This window comes from Falsiroseomonas sp. (assembly GCF_051859025.1).
Taxonomy (GTDB): domain Bacteria; phylum Pseudomonadota; class Alphaproteobacteria; order Acetobacterales; family Acetobacteraceae; genus Falsiroseomonas.
This window is the reverse complement of sequence record NZ_JBHYGL010000037.1, coordinates 81,759-96,811: the sequence shown is the minus strand read 5'-3', so window position 1 is coordinate 96,811 and position 15,053 is coordinate 81,759. Positions and strand designations below refer to the sequence as shown.

Annotated in this window: 17 protein-coding genes; 6 read left to right on the top strand and 11 right to left on the bottom strand. The window is 69.4% G+C overall.

Annotated elements, in window-relative coordinates:
* Positions 1 to 3 precede the first annotated feature (3 nt).
* On the top strand, positions 4 to 1,089 hold the full coding sequence (locus ACTIE5_RS23575; RefSeq protein ID WP_439552170.1) for an Ldh family oxidoreductase: 1,086 nt from the start codon (positions 4 to 6) through the stop codon (positions 1,087 to 1,089).
* Here the strand turns inward: ACTIE5_RS23575 and ACTIE5_RS23570 are convergent.
* Genes ACTIE5_RS23570 through ACTIE5_RS23555 form a run of 4 tightly spaced genes read right to left on the bottom strand, consistent with a single transcriptional unit; the run spans position 1,086 to position 5,366 of the window.
* On the bottom strand, positions 1,086 to 2,120 hold the full coding sequence (locus ACTIE5_RS23570; protein ID WP_439552169.1) for an acyl-CoA dehydrogenase family protein: 1,035 nt from the start codon (positions 2,118 to 2,120) through the stop codon (positions 1,086 to 1,088). The two genes, ACTIE5_RS23575 and ACTIE5_RS23570, sit on opposite strands and share 4 nt — an antisense overlap.
* Positions 2,117 to 3,292, bottom strand: a complete 1,176-nt coding sequence (locus tag ACTIE5_RS23565; RefSeq protein ID WP_439552168.1) for a CaiB/BaiF CoA transferase family protein — start codon at positions 3,290 to 3,292, stop codon at positions 2,117 to 2,119. The genes ACTIE5_RS23570 and ACTIE5_RS23565 overlap by 4 nt, the downstream gene beginning before the upstream one ends.
* Positions 3,289 to 4,437 (bottom strand): acyl-CoA dehydrogenase family protein, encoded by a 1,149-nt coding sequence (locus tag ACTIE5_RS23560; RefSeq protein ID WP_439552167.1) that lies wholly within the window; start codon positions 4,435 to 4,437, stop codon positions 3,289 to 3,291. Before ACTIE5_RS23560 ends, ACTIE5_RS23565 begins: the two co-directional genes overlap by 4 nt.
* A 38-nt stretch (positions 4,438 to 4,475) precedes the next feature.
* Positions 4,476 to 5,366, bottom strand: coding sequence for a LysR substrate-binding domain-containing protein (locus ACTIE5_RS23555; RefSeq protein WP_439552166.1), 891 nt, complete (start codon positions 5,364 to 5,366; stop codon positions 4,476 to 4,478).
* Positions 5,367 to 5,469: 103 nt separating this feature from the next.
* Here ACTIE5_RS23555 and ACTIE5_RS23550 point away from each other — a divergent pair, with 103 nt between their 5' ends.
* Genes ACTIE5_RS23550 through ACTIE5_RS23540 form a run of 3 tightly spaced genes read left to right on the top strand, consistent with a single transcriptional unit; the run spans position 5,470 to position 8,242 of the window.
* A complete protein-coding gene (locus ACTIE5_RS23550) occupies positions 5,470 to 6,363 on the top strand; it encodes a hypothetical protein (protein WP_439552165.1) in 894 nt (297 codons plus the stop codon).
* Between the two features lie 4 nt (positions 6,364 to 6,367).
* A complete protein-coding gene (locus ACTIE5_RS23545; protein ID WP_439552164.1) occupies positions 6,368 to 7,198 on the top strand; it encodes an MBL fold metallo-hydrolase in 831 nt (276 codons plus the stop codon).
* A 54-nt stretch (positions 7,199 to 7,252) separates the two neighbouring features.
* Entirely contained in the window at positions 7,253 to 8,242 is a 990-nt protein-coding gene (locus tag ACTIE5_RS23540) for a tripartite tricarboxylate transporter substrate binding protein (RefSeq protein ID WP_439552163.1), read from the top strand.
* Here ACTIE5_RS23540 and ACTIE5_RS23535 read toward each other — a convergent pair.
* The 3 genes from ACTIE5_RS23535 to hemP form a co-directional block, all read right to left on the bottom strand.
* On the bottom strand, positions 8,239 to 9,024 hold the full coding sequence (locus ACTIE5_RS23535) for an SDR family NAD(P)-dependent oxidoreductase (RefSeq protein WP_439552162.1): 786 nt from the start codon (positions 9,022 to 9,024) through the stop codon (positions 8,239 to 8,241). The genes ACTIE5_RS23540 and ACTIE5_RS23535 overlap by 4 nt on opposite strands.
* A 53-nt stretch (positions 9,025 to 9,077) precedes the next feature.
* On the bottom strand, positions 9,078 to 10,385 hold the full coding sequence (gene hisD / locus ACTIE5_RS23530) for a histidinol dehydrogenase (protein ID WP_439552161.1): 1,308 nt from the start codon (positions 10,383 to 10,385) through the stop codon (positions 9,078 to 9,080).
* A gap of 75 nt (positions 10,386 to 10,460) precedes the next feature.
* Positions 10,461 to 10,622: a hemin uptake protein HemP gene (gene hemP / locus ACTIE5_RS23525; protein WP_439552160.1), complete on the bottom strand. Its 162-nt coding sequence runs from the start codon at positions 10,620 to 10,622 to the stop codon at positions 10,461 to 10,463.
* A gap of 116 nt (positions 10,623 to 10,738) precedes the next feature.
* Between hemP and ACTIE5_RS23520 the strand changes: the two genes are divergently transcribed.
* The gene (locus ACTIE5_RS23520) at positions 10,739 to 11,065 is read left to right on the top strand and encodes an ArsR/SmtB family transcription factor (protein ID WP_439552159.1); all 327 of its coding nucleotides are present in this window, start codon (positions 10,739 to 10,741) and stop codon (positions 11,063 to 11,065) included.
* Positions 11,066 to 11,078: 13 nt separating this feature from the next.
* Here the strand turns inward: ACTIE5_RS23520 and trxC are convergent, their stop codons facing one another.
* Complete coding sequence (gene trxC, locus ACTIE5_RS23515; RefSeq protein ID WP_439552158.1) at positions 11,079 to 11,510, bottom strand: thioredoxin TrxC; 432 nt, start codon at positions 11,508 to 11,510, stop codon at positions 11,079 to 11,081.
* A gap of 84 nt (positions 11,511 to 11,594) precedes the next feature.
* Here trxC and ACTIE5_RS23510 point away from each other — a divergent pair, with 84 nt between their 5' ends.
* The gene (locus tag ACTIE5_RS23510; protein ID WP_439552157.1) at positions 11,595 to 12,116 is read left to right on the top strand and encodes a rhodanese-like domain-containing protein; all 522 of its coding nucleotides are present in this window, start codon (positions 11,595 to 11,597) and stop codon (positions 12,114 to 12,116) included.
* Position 12,117: 1 nt separating this feature from the next.
* Here the strand turns inward: ACTIE5_RS23510 and ACTIE5_RS23505 are convergent, their stop codons facing one another.
* The 3 genes from ACTIE5_RS23505 to ACTIE5_RS23495 all read right to left on the bottom strand — a co-directional run bounded on the left by ACTIE5_RS23505 (position 12,118) and on the right by ACTIE5_RS23495 (position 15,052).
* Positions 12,118 to 13,446 carry an LLM class flavin-dependent oxidoreductase gene (locus tag ACTIE5_RS23505; RefSeq protein WP_439552156.1) on the bottom strand — a complete coding sequence of 443 codons (1,329 nt, stop codon included), beginning with the start codon at positions 13,444 to 13,446 and terminating at the stop codon, positions 12,118 to 12,120.
* A gap of 136 nt (positions 13,447 to 13,582) precedes the next feature.
* Complete coding sequence (locus ACTIE5_RS23500; RefSeq protein ID WP_439552155.1) at positions 13,583 to 14,380, bottom strand: MetQ/NlpA family ABC transporter substrate-binding protein; 798 nt, start codon at positions 14,378 to 14,380, stop codon at positions 13,583 to 13,585.
* An 18-nt stretch (positions 14,381 to 14,398) separates the two neighbouring features.
* The gene (locus ACTIE5_RS23495) at positions 14,399 to 15,052 is read right to left on the bottom strand and encodes a methionine ABC transporter permease (RefSeq protein WP_439552376.1); all 654 of its coding nucleotides are present in this window, start codon (positions 15,050 to 15,052) and stop codon (positions 14,399 to 14,401) included.
* Position 15,053: the final 1 nt, after the last annotated feature.

The window sequence follows — 15,053 nt, the reverse complement described above, 5'->3', positions numbered from 1 at the left end:
GCGATGGCGATCGAGGAGTCACTCGCCGCCACCCTGCCGCGGTACCAGGCCGCCACGATGATCGGCTTCGTCGCCGATGTCTTCCGCCATGAAGGCTTCTCCGACGCTCATGCAAAGCGCGCCGGCGAACTCATGGTCGAGGCCGACCTGACCGGCGCCGACAGCCATGGCATCTTCCGCCTGCCGCAATATGTGCGCCGCCTCCGCGCCGGCGGATCGAACCCGCGCCCCGCCATCACGGTGAAGCGCCTGGCGCCGGCCGTCGCGATGGTGGAGGGCGATAACGGCCTCGGCCACCTCGTGATGTCCCAGGCCGGCGAAACCGCCGTGGAGATCGCGAAGGAAGCCGGCATCGCCTGGGTCGGCGCGCGGCGTTCCAACCATGCGGGCAGCGGCGCGGTCCATGCCTGCCTGCCGCTTCCGGCCGGGATGATCGGCATCTACACGGTGGTGGCGAGTGCCAACCACATGGCGCCCTGGGGCGGCACGGACAGCCTGCTGGGCACCAACCCGCTGGCCATCGCCATCCCCATGGGCGATGCCGATCCGGTGGTGCTGGACATGGCGACCACCGTCGTCTCCTACGGCACGGTCAAGGGCCATGCGCTGCTGGGCCAGCCGATGCCGGAAGGCTGGATGGTCGATGCGAAGACGGGCGAGCCGCTGACCGATCCGCGGCGCAGCAAGGACGGCATCCTGCTGCCCATCGGCGGCTACAAGGGCAGCGGGCTGGCGCTGATGCTCGGCCTGCTGGCGGGCCCGCTGAATCGCGCGGCCTTCGGTAGGGACGTGGTGGATTTCAACGCCGATGACCGCACGGTGACGGAGACAGGGCATGTGCTGATTGCCCTCGACGTCTCCCGCTTCCTGGACCCCAGGGCCTTCCAGGCGGAGGTGACGCGCCACCTGGAAGACCTGCGCGGCTCCGCCCGCCTTCCAGGCGTGGAGCGCATCCGCCTGCCCGGCGAGATGCGCGCCGCCCGCCGCCGCGAACGCGCGACACAAGGCGTGCCGCTTCCCGCGCCGCTGATGGCGCAACTCGACCGGCTGGCGGAGGAATGCGGCGTGACGAAGCTGGGCGAGCGCTAATCCTCCTCCGGCATCTCCGCCACGAAGCGCCGGCGGTGCAGCGCGGCGGAGCCGAAGGAGTTCGCCAGAACCATCGCCTTCCGCAGGAACAGGCCGACATCGTACTCGTCGGTGTAGCCGATGGCGCCGTGCAACTGCACCGCGGCGCGCGTGACCAGCATCGAGGCCTCCGCCGCGCGGGCCTTGGCGCGGCTGATGGCGGCGCGGCGGTGCGGCGCGGGTGCATCGGAATCCAGCACGCCGGCCGCATCCTCCACGCTGGCCCGCGTCAGCGTGATCTGGAGTTGCAGATCCACCGCGCGGTGCTGCAGCGCCTGGAAGCTGCCGATGGCTTTCCCGAACTGCTTCCGCGTGCGGAGGTAGTCGAGCGTCATCGCGAAGCTCTGCTCCATGACGCCGAGCAGGTAGGCGGCGGTCGCCAGCGCGGCCTCGTCCAGCGCACGCTCCATCGCGGGCGCGACGTCATCGGCCAGGCGCCGTGCGCCGTCTGACGAGCGGCGCAGCGTAGCGACATGGCTGCCATCCTGCGTCATCAGCACGTCCAGCTTCTGCGGCGGCACTTCGTACAGTGCCAGGCCCGACGCCTCCCGCACCGGCAGCAGGATGCGCGCGGCACCACGCGCCAGCGGCAGGAACAGCCGCGCCGCATCCGGTGATCCCGGGGCGTGCAGCGTGTCCGGGGCTTCCTGCCACGCCGTCACGACGTAGTCTTCCGGCGGAGCCTCTCCGGCGGCGGTCAGCAGCGCGGCTGAAAGGGCGCCCGGGATCAGCGGTTCCGGCACCAGGCCGCGGCCCAGCGCCTCCGCCAGCGCGACGTATTCCGCCATGCCGAGGCCCGCGCCGCCGGCATCCTCGGGCACGCGAAGGGAAACCCAGCCCATCGCGACCATCTCGGCCCAGGTCGCGGAATCGAAGCCCGCTTCGGTGAAGCGCAGGTCGCGGATGCGGCGGAAATCGCCGGGCACCACGGCAGCCGCGCTGTCCCGCACCAGGCGGATGCTCTCCTGCCGCTCGGCGTGGCTGTCGCTCATGCATCCTCTCCCAGCCAGTCGCGCAGTACCTCATCCGTGTGTTCGCCGAGGCGCGGCGGCGGGCGGCGATAATCCAGGGGGGTATCGGAGAAGTTCACGGGATTGGCGATCATCGGCAGCGCATCGCCATCCTGCCCCGGCAGTTCGCGGAAGATGCGGCGGTGCTTCACCTGCGGGTCATCCGCCACCGCGCCGAAATCATTGATGGGGCCGGATGCGACGCCGACCTCGTTCAGCGCATCCATCCAGTCGCGCGCCGGCTTCGCCATCAGCGCCGCCTGAAGCGCGGGCAACAAGGTCGGCTTGTTCGCCATGCGGGCGCGGTTCGTCGCGTAGCGCTCATCGGCCGGCAGGTCCGGCAAGCCAAGCACGCGGCAGAATTGCGCGAATTGCTTGTCGTTGCCGATCGCGACCATCAGCGGGCGGTCCGCCGTCTCGAAGGCCTGCCAGGGCGTGTTGATCTGGCTCGCCGCGCCGGCCCGCACCGGCATGCGGCCGGAGATCAGGTGGTTCATCGCGATGTGGGAATGCGCCGCGATCTGCGCATCCAGCAGCGCCAAATCGATATGCTGGCCCTTGCCGCTGACGGTATCGCGGTGATGCAGCGCGGCCAGGATGGCGATGGTAGCGTAGAAGCCGGCGTTGATGTCGGAAACGCTGTACCCTACGAGGTTCGGCCCCGCGCCGGGCTGGCCATCCGGCACGCCAGTGATGCTCATCAAGCCGCTCATTGCCTGGAAGACGGGGTCGTAGCCCGGCAGCGGCGCATAGGGCCCGTCCTGCCCGAAGCCGGTGATGGAGCAATAGACCAGCTTCGGGTTCAGCGCGGACAGGCTGGCATAGTCGAGCCCGTATTTCGCGAGGCCCCCGGCCTTGAAATTCTCGATGAACACATCGGATTTCGCGACCAGCGCGCGCAAGGTCGCCTGGCCCTCCGGCTTGCCGATATCCAGCGCGATGGCGCGCTTGTTGCGGTTCATCGCCTGGAAGGAGGATGTCTCCCCGCTGCCATCGGCGTTGCGGAACCCCATGCGGCGCACATCGTCGCCCGTGCCTGGCTGTTCCACCTTCACCACATCGGCGCCGAAATCGCCGAGGATCTGCGCGCACCAGGGCCCGGCGAAGACGCGCGTCATGTCCAGGACGCGGATGCGGGGGAGCGGGCCGCTCATGCCGGCAACTCCAGCAGCGACCGTGCCAGCACGTTGCGCAATATCTCCGATGATCCGCCGAAGATGGTGGAGGGCCGCGCGATCAGGAACTGGCCCGCGGGATGCAGAGCGAGGCCCGGCATCGGGTCCAGCAGCCCCGCATTCTCCCCCGCCAGCTCCAGCATCGCATCCGTGATGCGCTGGAACAGCTCCGTCGCCACCAGCTTCAGCATGGAAGGCTCCGCGCCCAGCGTCTCGCCGCGCTTGAGCGCCGCCGCGCAGCGTTCATACAGCGCCTTGAGGTCCGCGAGTTCCAGGCGGAAGCGCGCATGCATCTCCAGGAAGGCGGGGTCATCGGCGCGGCCCATGCTCTCGGCCAGGCGCTTCATCGCCGCCAGTGCATTGGCGGAAAGGCGCGGGCTGCCGATGGCGATGCGCTCGAACCCCAGCAGCGCCTTGGCGTAGGTCCAGCCCTTGTTGACCTCCCCCACCAGCATGTCCTTCGGCACGCGGACATTGTCGAAGAAGACCTCGCAGAACTCGTCATGCTGGTCGAGGTTGAGGATCGGGCGGATCGTGATGCCCGGCGTCGCTGTCGGCATCAGGAGGAAGCTGATTCCCTCCTGCTTCTTCGCCGTCTTGTCGGTGCGGGCGAGGACGAAGATCCAGTTGGCGTCATTGGCGAAGGTGATCCAGGTCTTCTGCCCGTTCAGCACCCAGTGGTCGCCATGATCCACCGCTTCCAGCCGCAGCGCTGCCAGATCCGATCCCGCATCGGGTTCCGAATAGCCCTGCGCCCAGATGTCCTCGCCCGAGAGGATGCGCGGCAGGAAGCGGCGCTTCTGGTCCTCGCTTCCATGCTTCAGCAGCAGTGGGCCGAGCATCAGCACGCCCATGTCGCTGACGCGCGGGCAGCCATGGCGCTCGAACTCCTCGATCATGATGAGTTGCCGCGCCGCGCCCAGCCCCATGCCGCCATGGTCGCGCGGCCAGGCCGGCGCCAGCCAGCCCTGCTTCGACAGGGCCAGGTACCAGGGCCGGTTCTCATGCCAATGCAGGCGGCGGCGCGGGAAGCGAAGATCCTCCGGCGTATTCGCCTCCACCCAGGCGCGCACATGCAGGCGGAAGGCGGCGTCATCCAGCGCGTCGAGGTCTTCGAGCGTCATTCCGCGTTCCTCCGGGCGTTAGGTCAGTTATGTGACCTTTATCGGCTGGGTGCGGGACTGTCCAGTTGCGCCAGGATCCAGTCTCGGAAGGCGACGATGCGCGCGGGCAGGGGCTCCGCATCCCGGATCATCAGGTGGAAGGCGCCGCGCGAGGGTAGCGCCACCGTGAAGGGCTGCACCAGTCGGCCGGCCTGGAGATCGGCCTCGATGAATCCCTGCCGGCCCAGCGCGATGCCGATCCCGTCCAGCGCCGCGCTGTAGGCGACATCGGTGCTGGTGAAGGTGATGGGGCGCGGCAGGCGCACCGGCGGCGCGCCGGTCAGCGCATACCAGCTCTGCCAGTCATCGGCATCGCGCGGCGTCTGCAACAGCGCGTGGTGCGCCAAATCCTGAGGCTGCCGCAGGGCCGCGGCGTGGCGGAGGTAGTCGGGGCTGCACACCGGCACCACGACGCGATCCAGCAGCTTGTGGGACCGCAGGCCGGCCAGCGCGGGGCGATCCGGCCCGATGGCGACATCCATGTCGGCGGGCGGCTCATCCTCCGGCAGCGCGGTGGTGATGCGCACGGGCAGGCCGGGATGCAGCGCCTGGAAGCCCGGTAGCCGCGGCAGCAGCCAGAGCCGGATGAAGAAGCGCGATCCCCAGATATGCAGCGTGTCCTGCCCGCCGCTGGCCAGCGCCTGCGTGCCATCCCGCAGCCTTTCCAGCGCATCCCGCACCACCGGCAGGTAGCGCGCACCGGCTTCCGTCAGCCGCATCTCCGCCGCGCCACGCTGGAACAACGCCACGCCGAGGAACGCTTCGAGCTTCGCGATCTGGCGGCTGACGGCGCCGGGCGTGACGTGCAGTTCCGCCGCCGCCCGGCTGAAGCTGTTCAGCCGGCCCGCCGCTTCGAAAACCCGCACGGCGTTGAGCGGTGGCAGGCGCATGGCCCGGGGCCCTGTGACTTTTTCTCAAAAGTGACGTGACCATAAGTCGTTTGCCCCCGCAAGGCGCGGCGTCTCAACTTCCCATCATGGGAGAAGAACGCAGATGCTGACCGAAGTGGCGGAGAAACTCGCGCCGGGTGTCGAGGAATTGGTGCCCGGGCGGCTGTTCGTGCTGCGCAGCCTCTGCCCGCTGGATGGGCGGATGAGTTCCTACCCCGCCAATGCGCGCGGCTTCACCGCCGTGAATTGCTACCTGCTGGTGGAACCGGGCGCGGCGTTGATGCTGGATACCGGCTTCACCGCCCATGCCAAGGGCATCATCGCGCAACTCGCCAGCGTGCTGCGGCCGGATACACGGCTTTCGGTCTATCCGCTGCGCCTCAATGAATTCATGTCCGTCTGCAATGTCGAGGTCATCGCCGACAATTTCGACGTGGAGCAGTGCTACTCCGGCAATCCGGACGCCGCGCTCTGGGTGGATTTCGGCGGAAGGTCGGACCAGGCCGGTGCCCTCGCCAGGCCCATGAAGACCACGCTCGTCGCGCGGGTGCAGACCTTGCAGGTGGGTGATGGCGATGCACGCCCGGTCGATGCCTTCCAGGCGCCGATCCGCCTGATCGGCACGCGCTGGCTCTATGACCGCGCCACGCGCACGCTCTTCACCTCCGACAGCTTCACCCAGGAATGGAGCGACGAGGCCGAGGGGCCGTGGAACGTGGCACGCGCCGCGGATCTGCGCGGCCCCGACCACCTCCGCAGTTTTCTTCTCAACACGCGCTACTGGTGGCTGGAGGGCGGGGAGACGGAGAGCCTCCGCCGCAAGCTGCGCGATGTCTTCGACCGGCATGAGATCACGACCATCGCCCCCGGCTATGGCCGCGTGCTGCGCGGGCGTGACGTGGTGCAACGGCAGTTCGAGATGATGGACGAGGTGCTGGCCGGGCTCGCCCGCGGCGTCGCGCCATCCCGCTACATCGACCGCGACGAGATCAGGTGATCCCATGAACCGACCGAATCCGCTGCCGCGGGAGATCACGCCGGGTGTCTTCTGGCTGGGCGACTGCCTGGAACAGCGCGCCAAGGGCAAGATCTACCACACCTACAACGCCGCCTTCCTGATCTGCGGGACGGAGGCGTCGATGCTGGTGGAAACCGGCCACCCCAAGGATTTCCCGCTGATCGACCGGCAGATGCAGGAAATCCTCAGCACGCGCGCGCCGCTGAAATACCTCTTCGTCACGCATCAGGAAACGCCGCATGCCGGCGGCCTCGGCCGCGTGCTGAGCCGCTATCCCGAAGCGCTGCTCTGCGGCGATGTCAGCGACTACCACCTGGCCTTCCCGCAATACGAACACCGCCTGCTGCCGATGAAGGAAGGCGATCGCATCCCCCTCGGCGGGCGTGACTTCGTGGCGGTGGAGCCGGTGATCCGCGACCTCCGCACCACCTGGTGGGGCTTCGACAGCGGCAGCCGGGTTCTCTTCCCCGGCGATGGCTTCGCCTACAGCCACTACCATGAGGACGGCCATTGCGGGCTCTGCGCGGAGGAAGCCTCCTCGCTCGACCTGCCCGACGTCTCCGCCGTCTTCGCGGATCGCGCGCTGTTCTGGACCAAGTTCACCGACATGAACCATTACGTGGACCGGCTGCGCCTGCTGCTGGAACGCCTCGACGTGAAGGTGATCGCGCCGAGCCACGGGCTGCCGATCCTCGACCCGGAGGCGACGGTGCCGAAGCTGATCGAGGGCCTGCTCTATGGCGGCTCCGTTCCCGAATCCGGGACGGAAACCGGCCTCGCGCCGCCGCCCGAGCTGATGGTGCCTGCCCAATAATTGCTGCCCCCGCCTGCCGGGGACCAAGAAGAACGACACCTGGGGAGAGAAACGATGCGAGACGCTTGTCCGCCGGCGTTTGGCCGCCGGGACTTCGCGGCGATGGCGGCGGCGCTGCTGCCGGCCTCCGCCGCCCGCGCGCAGGAATGGCCGGCGCGACCCATCCGCATGATCGTCCCCGGAACCGGCGGCGGCGGGATGGATGTGATCGCGCGCGTCATCGCGGACCGCATGGGCAGCATCCTCGGCCAGCCCTTCGTGGTGGAGAACCGCGCCGGCGCCGGCGGCAACATCGCCGTCGATGCCGTCGCGAAGGCGGCGCCCGATGGCTACACCGTGCTGCTCGGCCAGACCGCGCATTTCGCCATCAACCCCTCGCTCTATGCGCGGCTTCCCTTCGACACGCAGCGGGATTTCATCCCCGTCGTGCAGTTGGCGGATGCGCCGAATGTGGTGGTGGTGGGGGAGGGATCGCGCTACCGCGCCTTGCAGGATGTGGTAGCCGATGCGCGCAGGACGCCGGAGGGGCTGCACCTCGCGACCCCAGGCAACGGCACCGTCTCCCACCTCACGGGTGAATTGTTCCAGGGCGTGGCGGGCATCCGCTTCACCCATGTGCCCTATCGCGGCGCGGCGGCGGCGGTGACGGATGTGATCGCGGGGCGCGTGCCGCTGATGATGTCCTCCGTCCCCACGGCGCTGTCCAACATCCGCGATGGCCGGCTGCGCGCCATCGCCGTGTCCGCCGCCCGGCGCAGCCCGGTGCTGCCGGATGTCCCCACCATCGGCGAACAGGGCTTTCCCGGTTTCGATGCCAACACCTGGTATGGCCTGTTCGTGCCGGCTGGCACGCCCACCGCCGTGGTGCAGCGCCTGAACACCGCGGCCAATGACGCGCTGCGCGCCGCCGGCGTCGCGGACCGCGTGCGCCAGGAAGGCGGCGACATCGTCGGCGGCACGGCGGAGGCCTTCGCCCGCATGGTCGTGGCCGATGCGGCCAAGTGGTCCCGCGTGGTGCAGGAATCCGGCGCGCGACCCGATTAGCCCGCCGTCCAGCCCCCATCCACCAGCAGCGACGACCCCGTCATCAGGCTTGCGGCGTCGGAGGCCAGGAACAGGATCGCGCCCATCAGATCCTCCACCTGGCCGAGCCGCCCGAGCTTGATCTTCTGCACGACGCTGGCCTTGAAGGCCGCGTCCTGCAGGAAGGGCTTCGTCATCGGCGTCTCGATGAAAGTGGGGCAGAGCGTGTTCACGCGGATGCCATGGGGGGCGAGGTCGATCGCCATCGCACGCGCGATACCCTCGATCGCCCATTTGGACGCGCAATAGACGCTGCGCCGCGCCCCGCCGACATGCCCCATCTGCGAGGAGACATGGATGATGGCGCCGGGGATGCCGGCCTCCATCATCCCCTTCGCCACGGCCTGCGCCACGAAGAAGGCGGCGCGGACATTCAGGTTCATCACCGCGTCGAAATCCGCCGGCGTCACATCGGGGAAGGCGGCGGGGCGGTTGGTGCCGGCGTTGTTCACCAGCACATGGAACGGCCCGGCCTTCGCGATCTTCGCGGTGGCGTCGTCGATGTCGGCGACATCCATCGCCAGCGCCTCCGCCGATCCGCCCTGCGCGCGGATGGCCTCCGCCGCTTCCCCGATCTCCTCCGCCGACCGCGCGGCCAGCACGACATGCGCGCCAGCCTCCGCCAGCGCGCAGGCGGCGGCGAGGCCGATCCCGCGCCCGGCGCCCGTCACCAGCGCGCGGCGGCCATCGAGGCGGAAGGACGGTGTCTTCGGCAGTTCCATGGCCTGGCGCGGCCGATTCACGCCGCCGGTGCTCCCCTGCTCCGCAGGCTCCGCCCTCCGGCGATCGGACGCGCTCACTCCGCCGCCTGCCCGTAGGGCACATTCAGCCCGCCATAGCGCCGCAGACGGATATTCGCCTGCTCCGCATGGCCCACGAAACCTTCCAGCATGCAGAGGCGGGAGCAATAGGCGCCCACCATCGCGCTTGCCTCATCCGTCAGCACGCGCTGATACGTCACGGTCTTGAGGAACTTGCCGACCCAGAGGCCGCCCGTGTAGCGCGCCGCGCCGAGCGTCGGCAGCGTGTGGTTCGTGCCGATGACCTTGTCGCCGTAGGACACGTTGGTGCGCGGGCCGAGGAACAGCGCGCCGTAATTGGTCATGTTCTTCAGGAAGAAATCATCGTCGCTGGTCATCACCTGCACATGCTCGGAGGCGATGCGGTTTGCCTCCCGCAGCATTTCCGCCTTGTCCTCGCAGACAATCACCTCGCCATAGTCTTCCCAGGCCTTGGCGGCGATGCTGGCGGTGGGAAGGATCGTCAGCAGGCGTTCCACCTCCCGCATCGTGTCGCGGGCCAGCTTTTCCGAATCCGTCAGCAGGATGGCGGGGCTGGTCGGGCCGTGCTCCGCCTGGCCGAGCAGGTCCGTGGCGCAGAGTTCGCCATCGACGGTGTCGTCCGCGATCACCAGCGTCTCCGTCGGCCCCGCGAAGAGGTCGATGCCGACGCGGCCGAACAACTGCCGCTTGGCCTCCGCGACATAGGCATTGCCGGGCCCCACCAGCATGTCCACCGCGGCGATGCTTTCCGTCCCCAGCGCCATGGCGCCCACGGCCTGCACGCCGCCCAGCACACGGATCTCATCCGCCCCCGCCAGGTGCTGCGCCGCCACGATCGCCGGCGCGGGCCTGCCGTTATAGGGCGGCGCGCAGGTGGCGATGCGCGGCACGCCCGCGACCTTCGCCGTCACCACGGACATGTGGGCGGAGGCCAGCAGCGGATACTTGCCGCCCGGCACGTAGCAACCCACCGAATTGACGGGGATGTTGCGGTGGCCGAGCACCACGCCCGGCAGCGTCTCGACTTCGATGTCCTTCATCGATTCGCGCTGGTGCTGCGCGAAGTTGCGCACCTGTTCCTGCGCGAAGCGGATATCGTCCAGCGCGCGGGCCGGCAGTTCCGCCAGGCAGGCGCGGATCTCCGCATCCGTCAGGCGGAAATCGGCGCGGTCCCAGCCATCGAACCTGGCCGACATCTCCCGCACCGCCGCGTCGCCGCGCTTCGCGATATCGGCGAGCAGCGATTCCACCGTCGCGCGGACCTGGACCTGCGCGGCTTCCTTGTCATCCGCCGCGATCGAACGCTTGAGCCATTGGGCCATCGCCGGTGTTCCCGCCTTCCTTGGTGGCGGCAACCTGCCGTGGCGGCAGGCCCCAGGGCAATCCCGCCAGGGCGGCTATTTCGTCAGGATCAGCTTGTCCTTGCTGGTCAGGCGGAGGCGATAGACCTCCCCCCCATGCAGGATCGTCGCCTCCCGCCCGCCCTGGAGCAGCGCCTCGCTGGTCACGGTGGGGGCAGCGGGGGGGGGAGGCTCGGGAAGAGGCGGCGGTTCGGTCAAGGTGCTTGTCCTGTCTGGTCGGAAGAGTCATAACGCAATTGCGAGGCAGTCGCAACGCAACGGCCTTGATCCCCACCCGGCCGCGGCACACATGGGCGAAGATGCTGGATGCCCCGATGCCTGACGTCCTGACGCCGCCCGGCGCCCTCCTCATGCAGGAGCGCGCGGCAGAGGCCGCGACCCTGCTGCGCCTGCTCGGCAATGAACGGCGCCTGCTGCTGCTGTGCCAGCTGCTGGTGGAGGGGGAGGCCTCGGTCGGCAGCCTGGCGATCCATGTCGGCCTGTCCCAGCCCGCCTTGTCCCAGCATTTGGCCAAGCTGCGGGAGGATGGGCTGGTGGCGACGCGCCGCAGCGGCACGACCATCCACTACCGCATCGCCGATCCCCGCGTGGCGGCGCTGATCGCCACGCTGAAGGACCTGTTCTGCAGCGACCTCGGCTGAGCCCGGCGGGCCGCTAACGGTTTCGTGCCCAGGCGACGATCTGGCCCGCCGGCAACGCCCCCGCCTGGCGCGCCACTTCCTGCCCCCCTCGGAACAGCGCCAGCGTCGGGATGCTGGTGATGGAGAGTGCGGCGGCCAGCGCCGGCGCTTCCTCGGTGGAGACCTTCACCAGCCGCATCCCCGGCTCCAACTCCTTCGCCGCGGCCTCGAAGGCCGGGGCCATGGCGCGGCAGGGGCCGCACCAGGACGCCCAGAAATCGACCAGCAGCGGGATGGTGGACAGCCGCAGATGCCGCCGGAACCCGGCCTCATCCAGCGCCAGCGGCGCGCCCGTGAACAGTGGTTTGCGGCAGGCGCCGCAGCGCGGGTCCTCCGCTAGGCGGGCGGCCGGCACCCGGTTCGCGGCGCCGCAATGCGGGCAGGGGAGGGTGTGGGATTCGGTCATGGGGGTCTTCCATCAACGTAAGAACACTCTAAATAAGAGAAATCGAATGTAGTGCTGCCGCCACCCCTGCTCAAGGATGCCGCCATGACCCTGAGGATGATCGCCGCCGACCAGGCCGCCGCGCTGCTGCGGGATGGCCGCGCCGCGCTGGTGGATGTGCGGGAGGCGGATGAACGCGCCCGTGCCCATGTCCCGGGCTCCGCCCATTGGCCGCTGTCCCGGCTGCCGGATTCGCCCCCGCCGCGGGCGGAGGTGCTGCTGTTCCACTGTGCCTCCGGCGCCCGTACCAGCCAGGCTGGTGGCGCGCTGGCGGCCAGGGCAGGGGCGGGCGAGGCCTTCGCGGTGGAGGGCGGCCTGGCGGCGCTGCGGGCTGCCGGCGTGCCGGTCGCGGAGGATCGCCGCGCGCCCCTGCCGATCATGCGCCAGGTGCAGATCGTGGCGGGCGGGCTGGCGCTGCTGGGCGCGGTGCTGGCGGCCGCGGTGCATCCCGGCTTCATCGCGCTGTCGGGCGTGGTCGGCGCCGGGCTGGTGATGGCGGGCGTCACCGGCTTCTGCCCGATGGCGAATGCGCTGGCGGCGATGCCGTGGAATCGCCGCGCAGCCTGATTCACTCAGGGAAGAAGCGGTTCGCGGGCCGTTCCAGGCCGAGGTGCTCGCGCAGCGTCGTGCCCTCGTATTCCGTCCGGAACAGCCCGCGGCGCTGCAGTTCCGGCACGACCTGGTCGCAGAACTCGTCGAGCCCCGCCGGCACGAAGGGGAACATGATGTTGAAGCCATCGCAGCCGCGCCCGTCCAGCCAGCGCTCCATCTCATCCGCGATGGTCGCGGCCGTGCCGACCAGCGCCAGCCCGCCATAGCCGCCGAGCCGCTGCGCCAGTTCGCGCACGGTCAAATTCTCCCGCCGCGCCATGGTGATGGCGCGTTCGCGGCCGGACTTGCCGCCCTCCGTCTCCGGAATCTCGGGCAGGGGCGCATCCAGGTCGAACTGCCGCGCATCCACGCCGAGCGCGACCGACAGCGACCCGATGGCGCTGTCGAGGTGCACGAGGCTGTCGAGGTGCCGGTGCTTCGCGCGCGCTTCCGCCACCGTGTCGCCCACGATGACCAGCGCGCCGGGCAGGATCTTGATGCGGTCCGGGTCGCGGCCGTAGCGGGCCGCGCGGCCCTTCACATCGGCGTAGTAGGCCTGCGCATCCTCCAGCTTACCGCCGGCGGCGAAGACCATTTCCGCCGTCTCGGCGGCGATCTGCCGCCCCGCGTCGGAGGCCCCGGCCTGCACGATGACAGGCCAGCCTTGCACGGGGCGCGCCACGTTCAGCGGCCCGCGCACAGAGAGTTCCGGCCCCTTGTGGTCCAGCACATGCATCCGCGCGGGGTCCCAGAAGATCCCGGTTTCCTGGTCACGGATGAAGGCATCGTCGGCGAAGCTGTCCCACAGGCCGGTGACGACGTCATGGAATTCGCGGGCGCGCTTGTAGCGTTCGCCATGCGCCATGTGGGCGTCATGGCCGAAATTCAGCGCGGCATCGGGGTTGGCGGTGGTCACCAAATTCCAGCCCGCGCGGCCATTGCTGATATGGTCCAGCGAGGCAAATTTCCGCGCGACGTGATAGGCATCGTTGTAGGTCGTCGATGCCGTGGCGATCAGGCCGATGCGCTCCGTCACCGCGGCCAAAGCGGGCAGCAGGGTCAGCGGATCGAAGCTGGTGACGGTATGGCTGCGGCGCAGCGCCTCGATCGGCATGTTCAGCAGCGCCAGGTGATCCGCCATGAAGAAGGCGTCGAACTTCGCCGCCTCCAGCCGCTGGATCAGGTATTTCAGCCGGGGAAAGCTGAAATTCGCATCCGCCCAGGCGCCGGGGTAGCGCCAGGCGCCGGTGTGGATGCTGACGGGGCGCATGAAGGCGCCGAGGTGCAACTGCCGTGCTGCGCTCATCGGCGCCTCCCTGGTCGTATCGCTCAGACAGTTCTGCGGCCGCTCTCGGCGGCCGAGGCCGCGAACGCGGCCCGCCGCCTATGCGGCGAGCCAAGCCGCCGGAGGCGGCGCCCGGCGCTTGAGGGCACGGATATCATCAGAACGCCGGGACCACGGCGCCCTGGAAGGTGGTCTGGACGAAGTCCTTCACCTCCTGCGTCTGGTAGGCCGCGACCAGGCGCCGCACCCAGGGTGCGCCCTGGTCCTGCTGGCGCACGGCGATGAGGTTGGCATAGGGGCTGTCGCTGGATTCCAGCGCGATCGCGTCCCGCACCGGGTTCAACCCCGCGGGGATGGCGAAGTTGGTGTTGATGGTGGCGGCCTCCACCTCCTCCAGCACCCGCGGCAGCTGCGCCGCTTCCAGTTCCACCACGCGGATGCGACGCGGGTTTTCCGTGATGTCGGCGACGGTCGCGCGGAAATCTGCGCCGTCGCGCAGCTTGAACACGCCGTTCGACGCCAGCAGCACCAGCGCGCGGCCGCCATTGGTCGGGTCGTTCGGGATCGCCACGCGCCCGCCATTCGGGATGGCGCTGGCCGCGCGGTGGCGGCGGGAATAGAGGCCCATGGGGAAGATCATGGTCTTCGCCACGCTGACCAGCGCCAGCCGGCGGTCGCGCACCTGCTGGTCCAGGAAGGGCTGGTGCTGGTAGCTGTTGGCGTCCAGGTCGCCGGCGGCGAGCGCGACATTCGGCTGGATGAAGTCCTGGAACTCGACGATGCGGAGCGCCAGGCCGTCGCGCGCCGCGATCTCCCGCACCTTCTCCATCACCTGCGCATGGGGGCCGGCGGTGACGCCGATGCGCAGCGGCCGCTGCGTGGTGCCGATGTCCTGCGCGTGCGCGGCGAAGGGCAGCGCGGCGCCGGCCAGTGCGAGGGTGCGACGAGAGATCATGGGTGGTTCCTTGTCAGATCAACGATGCGACAGCCGGCGCACCAGCCAATCGCCCAGCGATTGCAGCGCCTGCACGAAGACGATGAGGATGACGACGACGGTCGCCATCACTTCGGGCATGAAACGTTGATAGCCGAAACGAATGCCGAGGTCACCGAGCCCGCCGCCGCCCACCGCCCCCGCCATGGCGGAAAATCCCACCAGCGAAACCAGCGCGACGGTGGTGGCTGCGACCAGCCCCGGCAGCGCTTCCGGCACCAGCACCTTGGCCACGATCTGCATCCGCGTCGCACCCATGGCGCGCGCGGCCTCGATCACGCCGGGATCGACTTCGCGTAGCGCATTCTCGAACAGCCTGGCCAGGAAGGCGGTCGCGGCCAGCGCCAGCGGCACGATGGCCGCGCCGGTGCCGATGGAGGTGCCGGCAACCAGCCGCGTGAAGGGCACGATCGCCACCATCAGGATGATGAAGGGCGTGGACCGCGTGGCATTCACCACCAGGCCGAGTGGCCGGTTGATCCAGGCATTGGGCGCCAGCCCGCCCGGCGCCGTCGCATGCAGCAGCAGCGCGATGGGCAGGCCGATGATGGCGGCTATGGCGGCGGAAGCACCCACCATCAGCGCCGTGTCCCACAGCGCCTCCACCAGCAAATCCTGCAGCGCGGGGGCCAGC

Bases quoted from the DNA above. Each gene is read 5' to 3' on its own strand.
- ACTIE5_RS23565 (WP_439552168.1), bottom strand. From the start codon at position 3,292: ATGAGCGGCCCGCTCCCCCGCATCCGCGTCCTGGACATGACGCGCGTC.
- hisD (WP_439552161.1), bottom strand. From the start codon at position 10,385: ATGGCCCAATGGCTCAAGCGTTCGATCGCGGCGGATGACAAGGAAGCC.
- ACTIE5_RS23505 (WP_439552156.1), bottom strand. From the start codon at position 13,446: ATGAGCGCAGCACGGCAGTTGCACCTCGGCGCCTTCATGCGCCCCGTC.
- ACTIE5_RS23555 (WP_439552166.1), bottom strand. From the start codon at position 5,366: ATGCGCCTGCCACCGCTCAACGCCGTGCGGGTTTTCGAAGCGGCGGGC.
- ACTIE5_RS23560 (WP_439552167.1), bottom strand. From the start codon at position 4,437: ATGACGCTCGAAGACCTCGACGCGCTGGATGACGCCGCCTTCCGCCTG.
- ACTIE5_RS23570 (WP_439552169.1), bottom strand. From the start codon at position 2,120: ATGAGCGACAGCCACGCCGAGCGGCAGGAGAGCATCCGCCTGGTGCGG.
- trxC (WP_439552158.1), bottom strand. From the start codon at position 11,510: ATGACCGAATCCCACACCCTCCCCTGCCCGCATTGCGGCGCCGCGAAC.
- ACTIE5_RS23550 (WP_439552165.1), top strand. From the start codon at position 5,470: ATGCTGACCGAAGTGGCGGAGAAACTCGCGCCGGGTGTCGAGGAATTG.
- ACTIE5_RS23575 (WP_439552170.1), top strand. From the start codon at position 4: ATGGCGATCGAGGAGTCACTCGCCGCCACCCTGCCGCGGTACCAGGCC.
- ACTIE5_RS23510 (WP_439552157.1), top strand. From the start codon at position 11,595: ATGACCCTGAGGATGATCGCCGCCGACCAGGCCGCCGCGCTGCTGCGG.
- ACTIE5_RS23500 (WP_439552155.1), bottom strand. From the start codon at position 14,380: ATGATCTCTCGTCGCACCCTCGCACTGGCCGGCGCCGCGCTGCCCTTC.
- ACTIE5_RS23545 (WP_439552164.1), top strand. From the start codon at position 6,368: ATGAACCGACCGAATCCGCTGCCGCGGGAGATCACGCCGGGTGTCTTC.
- ACTIE5_RS23520 (WP_439552159.1), top strand. From the start codon at position 10,739: ATGCCTGACGTCCTGACGCCGCCCGGCGCCCTCCTCATGCAGGAGCGC.
- ACTIE5_RS23540 (WP_439552163.1), top strand. From the start codon at position 7,253: ATGCGAGACGCTTGTCCGCCGGCGTTTGGCCGCCGGGACTTCGCGGCG.